The 1955-nt window shown below is 77.3% G+C and carries 2 protein-coding genes; one reads left to right on the forward strand and one right to left on the reverse strand.

What is annotated here, in order from left to right; all coding sequences use genetic code 11:
- On the forward strand, positions 1–525 hold a 525-nt coding region (locus GT030_RS05620), incomplete at its 5' end, for an NPCBM/NEW2 domain-containing protein (protein ID WP_202459723.1).
- Between the two features lie 44 nt (positions 526–569).
- On the opposite strand, the gene GT030_RS05625 is transcribed toward GT030_RS05620, so the two are convergent.
- On the reverse strand, positions 570–1955 hold a 1386-nt coding region (locus GT030_RS05625), incomplete at its 5' end, for an asparagine synthase-related protein (protein WP_161200123.1).

Here is a 1955-nt window from a genome sequence, read left to right on the forward strand (position 1 = left end):
AAGCCCACCTCCACACCCCCGAAACCGCAGCCGAAGCCCAAGCCGACCCCCACGCCGGCCCCGACCCCCACCCCTGCGCCGCCCCCGCCCCGGTCCTACGAGCTGAGTGCACTCGACTACGACCTCACCGGCGACGGCACCGAGCCCGAGGTGCGGCTCGGCGACAGCAGTTGGGTGTGGCAGCGGTACGGCATGTCGATCGGCGGCGAGCGCTACTCCCCCGGTGTCACGGTGCGCGGCGACTCCTCGGTGACCGTCGACCTGAACCGCGAGTGCAGCGCCTATGACGCGGTGGTCGGGGTGGACGACATGACGCTCGGCCTCGGCAAGGTCGCCTTCGCCGTGTACGCGGACGGCGCCCGCCTCTGGCAGTCCGGCACGGTCTCCGGCGGCGACCCGGCGGTACCGGTCCACGTCAGCCTGGCCGGGCGGAAGACGGTACGGCTGGTGGTGGAGCCCAGGGGCACCACCTTCGACCAGGCGGCCCTGGCGGACTGGGCCACGTCGCGGTTCAGCTGCGGGTAGGAGGTGTGTTGTCGGTCAGGCCGCCTGACCGACAACACACCCCCTTAGCTCGGCCGGGCCCCGGCCCGCAGGGCACCTCGCTGGGGGGCGATCCCGGCCGGGACGGCGCGGGCGCGGGCCGGGGTGCCGGTCCAGCAGGTGCCGCGGCGGGCCAGGAGGCGGCGGAGCCAGAGTTCCAGGGAGACGAGGTCGGCCAGGCCGTCCAGCGGAAGGGGCTCCCCGGCGGCGGCCTCCCGGAGTGCCTTGCGGACCACGCGGGCCTCGACGAGCCCGGCGTCCGCGAGCAGCGGGGTGTCGAAGAGGTCGACCAGGGAGTCGGCGGCCAGCCGCAGGCCCGTGCGGGCGGCGGCGGCCGAGGACGCGTGGGACGGGGTGCCCCAGCCGGGCGGCAGGTCGGTGACCCCGGCGCCCTCCAGCACCGTGCGCAGTACGGCGGCGCGGGCTCCGGGCTTGACGCGCAGGGCCTCGGGGAGGTCGCGGCAGGCGCGGACGACCTGGTTGTCGAGGAAGGGCGCGTGCAGCCGCTGCGAGCGCACCTCGGCGGCCTGTTCGAGGACGCGGAGATCGGCCGCGTGCCGGGCGAGGACGGTACGGGCGCGGAACTCGCCGGGTCTCTGTCCGGGCCCGCCGGCCGCCCGGTCGGCCCCGGTCTGCAGGAGAACCGATACTTCGGCCAGTGCTTCCCCGGTGAGCCACCGGGCGGCCGGACCGGGTCTCGCCCAGGTCAGCGCGGCGAGCGAGGCGCCGACCGCCCCCTTGGGCTCGTCGAACCGCCGCCGCATCAGCCGCTCGGCCAGTGCCTCCAGACCGGTGCGGTAAGGGGTACGGGACAGCCGCCGGGCGGCGCCGTACACGCGGGCGGGGACCAGGACCGAGCCGTCGGCGCGGGTGAGGGCGGCGACCGGGCGGACCAGATGGCGCCGCTGGCGGTCGAGCAGCAGGTCGGCCAGCCGGGCCGGGTGGGCGTCGAGCACCTGGCGGGCGCCGTGGCCGGTGAAGTGGTCGGCGCTGCCGGCGGCGAGCCGGGTGCGGTGCCGGGCGGCGGTGACCAGGGAGGGGCCGGGCTCGTCGGTGAGGGGGCCGTCCAGGTCGGCGTAGGGGAGGGTGTCCTCGGCGCCGGTGACCACCACGTGGTGCAGGCGGGGGTTGGCGGCGAGGGCTCCGGCGCGCTCGAGTTCGGCCTCGCGGCCGCCGACGGCCAGGTCGTTGAAGGTGACGGCGAGGAGGCGCTCGCCCGCGCCGGTGCCGTGTCCGAGGAGGGTGCCGGGTCTGCCGGGGAGCCCGGCGGCGAGGAGGGCCAGGGTGCCGGAGGCGGGGCCGCCGGAGAGGTCGGCGCCGATGCCGGGCACCGGCATGCCGCGTGCCGCCCGCCGTTCGGCCGGGCCCATGCCGGGCACCGGGCCGGGGTCGAGTCCCGGCACGTGCCGGGG

It is taken from the genome of Streptomyces sp. SID1328 (genome assembly GCF_009865595.1).
GTDB classification, from domain to species: Bacteria; Actinomycetota; Actinomycetes; order Streptomycetales; family Streptomycetaceae; genus Streptomyces; species Streptomyces griseoluteus.